Source organism: Paractinoplanes aksuensis (assembly GCF_024137025.1).
GTDB lineage: Bacteria > Actinomycetota > Actinomycetes > Mycobacteriales > Micromonosporaceae > Actinoplanes > Actinoplanes aksuensis.
Genome location: NZ_JAMYJR010000020.1, coordinates 21555 through 28701, shown reverse-complemented (window position 1 = coordinate 28701; position 7147 = coordinate 21555). Strand labels below are relative to the sequence as shown.

The window sequence follows — 7147 nt, the reverse complement described above, 5'->3', positions numbered from 1 at the left end:
ATCGTGACGCTGTGGCTGGCCGCCTGATCGCTGTGGCCGCCCGCAACGCCTGATTGCGGGGTGGGTGCGGGGCTTGGGTCAGGCGATGGAGTCGAGGCCGTCACCGCCCAGCGGCTTGGTCTCGACCGCCATGCTGTGGCTGACCGCCTGACCGCCTGACCGCCTGACCGCCTGACCGCCTGACCGCCGGGCATCCCGCCACCCTTGACAGCGTGACCGCTTGCGCCGCTCGATCGGCGTAGCCGCCGGCAAACGCTGGGCGGTGTGGCCCCTCGACGCGTGGCCGCTGTGGGCGGCGACAGCTGGAACCGAATCGCTGATCGCTGTGGTGGTTTGCGACGACTGGTAGCCGGAACGGATGACTACGAGGTCGCGGGGCCGCTCGCGCTGCCGGTTGCGGGGCGGGCGGTGCGGGTTGCGGGGCGGGCGGTGCGCGTACGGCTCGAGTCAGGTGTTGGTGGGTTTTTCGACGTGTTGGATCACTTCGAATTCGAGAAGGCTGGCGCCGGTGGCGGCGGGGCGGGCGCGTTCGCCGGCGTGGGCGGCTTTGCCGTTGCCGTTGGACCAGGCCTGGAACGCTTCCTCGGATTCCCAGCGGGTGTAGACGAAGTAGCGGGTCTCGCCGGCGACCGGGCGCAGCAACTCGAACGCCAGGAAGCCCGGCGAGTTCTCGACCGCGCCCTTGCGCGCGGCGAAGCGGGCCTCGAGCTCGGGCCCTGCGCCCTCGGGAACGTCAATCGCGTTGATCTTCACAACAGCCATGCGCCAACGCTACTTGCCCGCCAAGCGCCCGATCCGCCCTGTGGATAACGCTGTGGATTACGTCGCTTCCCGGCGCGGAGATTTTGTGTCGGCCCGCCCTGCGCCCTCGAGTCACGGTCTGTACCACCTACCCCGCTACGACATCCGGCTTGGTTTTGAGGCTGCTGTGCCGCCTGGCGGCAAGGAGAAAGGGCCGGTGCACAGGCTGGAGGTTGCTACGCCAGGGCTGGGGCGGGGAGGCCGCAGGGCGCTGGATCGGGGTCGGCAGACGGGTGCGGCCCGCCTGAAGCGATCAGGCGGGCCGCGGGGTGGAGCCGTGCGTCACGCGTGCCGAGGGTGATCGACCAGTCCGCGGCGAGATGTGGAGCGGGTGGTCGTGCACCTGCGGAGGCGTGGGTGCCCGGCACGGAGGCGTGGGTGCCCGGCACGGAGGCGTGGGTGCCCGGCACGGAGGCGTGGGTCAGTGTGATGGGGGGCGGTTGGGGGTGTGGACTTCCTCGTCGGTGAGGGGGCCGGCGCCGACCTCGCCGGGGACGCCCATGCTGTTTTCGGCGGCCAGGATGTCGTCGGCTCGTTGTTGCTGGGCCGAGCGCATGCTGAGGGGGATCTCGGGGAGGAAGAAGACGACGACCAGGCCGATCACCATGACGGCCAGGGCCAGCAGGAACACGACCTGGATGCCGTCGGAGAAGCCGACCTTGAAGGGGTGGGCGACGACGTCGGAGAGGCGGCTCAGGAACGACGTGTCGCTCAGGGCGTCGCCACTGGTGGCCTGCTCGAGCACGCGGGCCTGGGACGGGTCGGCGGCCAGGGCGGCCTGGAACTCGGGGGTGCCCTGGGCCTGCGTGAACGCGCTGCCGATCTTGCCGGGCAGGACGTTGAACAGGACCGACAGGAAGACCGCGGTGCCCAGCGTGCCGCCCATCGAGCGGAAGAACGTCACCGAGCTGGTGGCCACGCCGATCTCGCGGGGGGAGACAGCGTTCTGCACGGCGGTGATCATCGGCTGCATGTTGCCGCCCAGGCCGAGGCCCATCAGCACCATGATCAGCATGACGCGCCAGAGCGGGGTGTCGGCGCCGATCGTGGCGAACAGGGCCAGCGAGGCGACCATGAGGGTGCTGCCGATGATCGGGAAGATGCGGTAGCGGCCGGTGCGGGCGATCAGCTGGCCCGAGATGATCGAGCCGGACATGATGCCGAGGACGAACGGGATCATCTGCAGGCCGGCCGCCGTGGCCGACGCGCCCTTCACGATCTGCAGGTACAGCGGCACGGTCATCAGGCCGCCGAACATGGCCATACCCAGAATCGTGCTGGAGGTGGCGCCGACGGCGATCGTCCGGTTCTTGAACAGGCGGATCGGGAGAAGAGCTTCGTCCCCGTACGCCCGTTCGGCGAGAACGAACGCGATCAGGCCGACCGCGCCGATGATGTAGCAGAGGAAAGCGCGACCCGAGTCCCAGCCCCAGGCGCGGCCCTGCTCGGCGATGGTCAGCAGCGGCACCAGGCCGACGATCAGGGCGAGGGCGCCGGGCCAGTCGATGCGGTGGTTGATCCGCTGGTGGGGCAGGTGGAGCACCCGGGCCACGACGACCATGGCGGCGATGCCGATCGGGACGTTCAGGTAGAACACCCAGCGCCAGCCGTCGACCCACAGGATGCGGTCGGCGCCGGCGAAGAAGCCGCCCAGGATCGGGCCGAGCACGCTCGCGGTGCCGAAGACGGCCAGGAAGTAGCCCTGGTACTTGGCGCGTTCGCGGGGCGGGACGATGTCGCCGATGATCGCGAGGGCCAGCGACATCAGGCCGCCGGCGCCGATGCCCTGGATGGCCCGGAAGGCGGCCAGCCAGTACATGTTCTCGGCGAGGCCGCAGAGGAACGAGCCGACGACGAAGATGCCGATCGCGAACAGGAAGAACGGGCGCCGGCCGTAGATGTCGGAGAGCTTGCCGTAGAGCGGCGTCGAGATCGTCGACGTGATCAGGAAGGCCGTGGTGGCCCAGGCCTGGATGTCGAAGCCGTGCAGGTCGTCGGCGATGGTGCGGGTGGCCGTGGCCATGATCGTCTGGTCCAGGGCGGCCAGGAACATGCCCATCATGAGGCCGCCGAGGATCGTCAGGATCTGGCGGTGGGTGAATTCCGTGGACGCCCGCGCGGGCGCGGCGGCGGCGGAGTCGGAACTGCTCACGGGTTCTCCCGAGGTGTGGCGAGGCGGGCCTCGACCGAGCTGTTGAATTCTGAGAACAGGCCGGCGAACGTGGCGGCCTGGCCCGGCGGCCAACCGCCCACCACGTCGCGCAGCCAGGCCTGGCGTTGCTCCTCGAGCTGCCCGACCGCCGCCAGGCCCGCGTCGGTGATCGCGAGCCGGGACGCCCGGCCGTCCCCGGGGTCGGCCTCGCGGCGGGCGAGACCGGCCTTGACCAGCTGGGCGACCTGTCGGCTGATGGTCGACGGGTCGGCCTGCTTGATCTCGGCGAGGTCGGTGGCCCGCATCGGGCCCCGGTAGCGCAGCGGGAACAGGAGCATCAGCGCCGAGTACTCCGCACCCAGGTCCCCGACATTGAGCATGCCCCGGGCCCGGGCGGTCAGCCGGTGGAACCGCACAAGTTCGTCGGCGAGTTGCGGAATGGCGTCACCGGTGTCTGATTCGCGCACGTGTCGGCCCCGGAAAGAGGAGGGAGGAGGATGCGTGCAGCCTACAACTACGTGGGTGATGAAACTAAATCAACGCATCCGCCAGACGAGTGTGATGAGCGTCTCGGTCTCCTCCAGGGCGGCGGGTACCGGCACGGAGTATTCCGCCACCCGCTCGAAAAGCCGTTCCGGGAAGTACCCGCGGCCAGGGTCGCCCACCAGCACTTCCGTCGATCGGCGGCGGGCCGCGCGCAGGCGCTGGGTCATCTCGGTGGCGACGGTGGGGCTGTAAAAGACATCACCGGCCAGCAGTACGTCGATCGTGTCGGTCGGCTGGTCGCGGAGCGTGACGTTGTTGGCGGTGGCGTTGCGCCGGGCGGCGGCGACCGAGGCCGGGTCGAGGTCGGTCGCGGCCACCTCGGCGGCGCCGGCCCGGGCGGCGGCGATCGCGGCCACCCCGCTGCCGGTGGCCAGGTCGTGGACGCGCCGACCGGCCACCACGTGCGGGTGATCGAGCAGGTAGCGGGCCAGTGCCTGACCGCCGGCCCAGGCGAAGGCCCAGAACGGGGGCGGCTCGTCGCTGTGGAACTCGCCGCCCGCGGCATCGAACAGACCCGCCGACGAGTCGGCCAGAAAGAGCGAGATTTCCGGTACGAAGGGCAGGGGGCGCAGCGCGGTGGTCGGTGTCGGCACGCGCTGATTCTGCGTCGTCGCGCCGATTCCTGTCCGGCGCGCTGGGCTGTGTCGCAGCGTTCCCACCGCGTGCGGGTTTGTCAGCCGGTCAGCTGACGGCCGTCTTGTCGTCGAGGCGGGCGGTGGCCAGCTTGGCCCGGTATTCGGCGCGGGCCTCGGCCGCCCAGGGCTCGTTCTCGTCCTCGAGCAGGGGCCGGGTGGCCAGGAAGGCGGCCGCGGTCAGCGGTTTGACGGCGCGGTCGGCCGGGCGGCCCTGGGCCGCGGCGACCAGCTCGTCGAAGCGGGCGACGTCGACCCGGACCCGCTCGGGGTTGAGCGACCAACGGTCGGCTTCCCGACGGACGACGGAGTCGCGCGGCGTGGCCTCGGGCTCCAGGTTGCGGCGCAGGACCGACATGTCGCTTTCGACGCTCTTCTTCTTTTCTCCCAGCAGGCCGGCCAGCTCCGAGGTGGACATTTCGCCGCGCAGCGCGAGAAGGGCCAGGATGTGCCGGGGGTGGTCGCCGCCGAAGTCGGTGCCGGCCAGGACGACGCCCCTGGTCCGGACCTCGACACGACCGAAGAGCTGGATGTCGAACATGTTTCGGAACTCTGCTGGTGAGGGAGTCGTACCGGCAAGCCCCAATGCGGGGGGTGACCTCACCCGAAAGACTGGTTATCGCGTCCGCTCGGACTCAACCGATCGTCGGGTGTACCGCCGGAGCCGCACCAGGGCGGTGCACCACCAGCCTGTTGGTACGGCAAAGATGAGAGCTGATACTCCTTAGAATTCCACGGTCGGATATCGGTGAAAGGTGGCGCATGACTAACGGCGATGCGATCAGCGTGCTCGTCGTCGACGGCCACCAGACGTTTGCCGAGCTGCTCGGACACGCTCTGGCCGGCCAGCCCGACCTCGACTACGTGGGCCACGCGCTGACCGGCGCCGAGGCCCTGCGACTGGCCGCCGAGCTGCGTCCCGACGTCATTCTGCTCGACCCGGATTTGTCCGATGCGGACGGAATTGCCATCGCCGAACTGCTTCGCGTGCGCCAACCGGACACACGTGTGGTGATACTCACTGCCAGCGATGAATCAGCGCTCGTGGGCCGGGCCACCGCGGCCGGTGCGGCCGGCTTCCTGTCGAAGAACGGTGCGCTCGGCGACGTGTTGAATGCGCTGCGTACGGCCCATGGCGGCGGCATGACCGTGTCGACCGACATCCTGGCCCGGCTGCTGCGCAGCACCAGCCCGGTGGTCGGTCCCCGTGGCGGCGGCCTCACCGCCCGTGAGGACGAGGTGCTGCAGCTGATGGCGGCCGGCCTCGACGCCCGAGCCATCGCCCGGCGTCTCGGCATCAGCCTGCACACCTGCCGCGGGTACGTGAAGGCCGTTCTGGCCAAACTGGGCGCCCACAGTCAGCTCGAGGCGGTCGCGATCGCCACCCGGCGTGGCCTGGTCCGACCCGGTCGGCAGTAACCCTAAGTAGTTCTGCTCGGTACTCATCCGGGAGGACGTGAAATCCGTACCTGTTTGCGGGCGCGTCAAGGCGCCGTCAGGGGAAGGGCTTCGCGTGGACCGAACAGCAGCTGACCGAGCAGCGGCTGGTGGGACACCGTCCGATGTGGCGGTGGCCGAGCCGTCGGCACCGGGATCGCCTAGCGGCGGGTCCCGCGACACCGTTTACCGGCGGCCACCGGCTCGCCCGGCGACCGATCCGCCGATGTGGTTCGGCGACGCCGCGGCGACCACGACGGGTGAGACCGCAACCAGCACAACGACGACCGGCGAGACCCCGGCGGTGACGACGCCCGACCACGGGCCGGCCACGCCCGGCGGCAGCCGCATCTCCTTCGGCTTCACGTCGGGGCCGATCTCTCCCGTACGTCACCCGGCGTCACCGACGTCGCCGGCTGCACCCGCGGCCCCGGCGCCCGCCCCGGCTTCGGCCGAGACGACCCCGTCCGACCTTCCCGTGCGACGCGTCACCAACGCCAGCTATGGCTTCGGCTCGGGCAGTTCCGGCGCCGGCGCCGGCGCGGGCTTCGGCAGCCCGGCCTTCGAGAGCACCGGCGAGCAGCGGCGGTTCGACACGACGGGTGAGCAGCGGCGGTTCGACACAACGGGTGAGCAGCGGCGGTTCGACCGTACGGGTGAGCAGCGGCGGATCAGTGACACCGGTGAGCAGCGCCGCGTCGCGGACACCGGGGAGTTCCGCCGGTTCCTCGACGCGAACGAGCCGACCGGCGCCCCCGAGGTCGCCGACCGCCGGTCCGCCCCGCCCCCGCCCCGCGCCGCCACGGTGACCGAACCGCCGCGCCAGTCGCGCGCGGTCACCGTCGGTATCGTCCTGATGAGCCTGGTCGTGCTGATCGCGGGCGGGATCGTCGGCGTCGTCTACTTCACCGGCAACAACGACGACCTCGACTCGGTGCTGCAGCTCGGCGCGGGCGAGTCGGGCAAGCGCACGGTGACGGCCCCGCTCGACAACCGCAACCAGGCCAGCTTCGAGATGCTGGCCGCGACCAACCGGGTCAACCTGTCGATCGGCGAGCTCGGCGACGACCTCTACCGCATCTCGAGCCCGGAGGACGCGGGCTTCCTGCCCAGCCCGGTGCTGCGCAACGACGACCTCAAGCTGCAGGTGACCAAGGACGGCGACGGCACCGGCGGCGTGATCGACGTGGTGCTGGCGGCCAAGGTGCGCTGGTCGGTGCGGCTCTCGGGCTACGCCGAGGAGCAGGTCATCGATCTCAGCGGCGGCCAGGTCAGCGGCATCGAGATGGTCGGCGGCATGCGCACGGCCGAGCTGACCCTGGCCCGCCCCGACGGCACCGTCCCGATCAAGGTCAACGGCGCGGTCGAGAAGCTGGTCGTAAGGTCGCCGTCGGGCAGCCCGGTGCGGGTCAAGGTGAACGGCGGGGCCAAGACCGTGGTGGCCGGCAACCGGACGATCAAGGACGTGCCGCCGGGCTCGACGCTGACGCCGAAGAACTGGGCAGTGCCGAACCGCTACGACGTGGGGGCCGGTGCTCCGATCACCGCGCTGACTGTCGAGAACGGCTGATCCGGAAAT

7 protein-coding genes are annotated in these 7147 nt (G+C 70.5%); 2 read left to right on the top strand and 5 right to left on the bottom strand.

Going from position 1 to position 7147, the window contains the following annotated elements; all coding sequences use genetic code 11:
- Positions 1 to 447 precede the first annotated feature (447 nt).
- The 5 genes from M1L60_RS19115 to M1L60_RS19095 all read right to left on the bottom strand — a co-directional run bounded on the left by M1L60_RS19115 (position 448) and on the right by M1L60_RS19095 (position 4672).
- Positions 448 to 762, bottom strand: a complete 315-nt coding sequence (locus M1L60_RS19115) for an antibiotic biosynthesis monooxygenase family protein (protein ID WP_253238802.1) — start codon at positions 760 to 762, stop codon at positions 448 to 450.
- Positions 763 to 1222: 460 nt separating this feature from the next.
- Complete coding sequence (locus tag M1L60_RS19110) at positions 1223 to 2953, bottom strand: MDR family MFS transporter (RefSeq protein WP_253238801.1); 1731 nt, start codon at positions 2951 to 2953, stop codon at positions 1223 to 1225.
- The gene (locus M1L60_RS19105; RefSeq protein WP_253238800.1) at positions 2950 to 3420 is read right to left on the bottom strand and encodes a MarR family winged helix-turn-helix transcriptional regulator; all 471 of its coding nucleotides are present in this window, start codon (positions 3418 to 3420) and stop codon (positions 2950 to 2952) included. The genes M1L60_RS19110 and M1L60_RS19105 overlap by 4 nt, the downstream gene beginning before the upstream one ends.
- Positions 3421 to 3489: 69 nt before the next feature.
- On the bottom strand, positions 3490 to 4092 hold the full coding sequence (locus M1L60_RS19100; protein WP_253238799.1) for a class I SAM-dependent methyltransferase: 603 nt from the start codon (positions 4090 to 4092) through the stop codon (positions 3490 to 3492).
- Between the two features lie 88 nt (positions 4093 to 4180).
- A complete protein-coding gene (locus M1L60_RS19095) occupies positions 4181 to 4672 on the bottom strand; it encodes an AfsR/SARP family transcriptional regulator (protein WP_253238798.1) in 492 nt (163 codons plus the stop codon).
- 221 nt (positions 4673 to 4893) lie between these two features.
- Here M1L60_RS19095 and M1L60_RS19090 point away from each other — a divergent pair, with 221 nt between their 5' ends.
- A complete protein-coding gene (locus M1L60_RS19090) occupies positions 4894 to 5550 on the top strand; it encodes a response regulator (protein ID WP_253238797.1) in 657 nt (218 codons plus the stop codon).
- Between the two features lie 244 nt (positions 5551 to 5794).
- On the top strand, positions 5795 to 7138 hold the full coding sequence (locus M1L60_RS19085; RefSeq protein WP_253238796.1) for a hypothetical protein: 1344 nt from the start codon (positions 5795 to 5797) through the stop codon (positions 7136 to 7138).
- Positions 7139 to 7147: the final 9 nt, after the last annotated feature.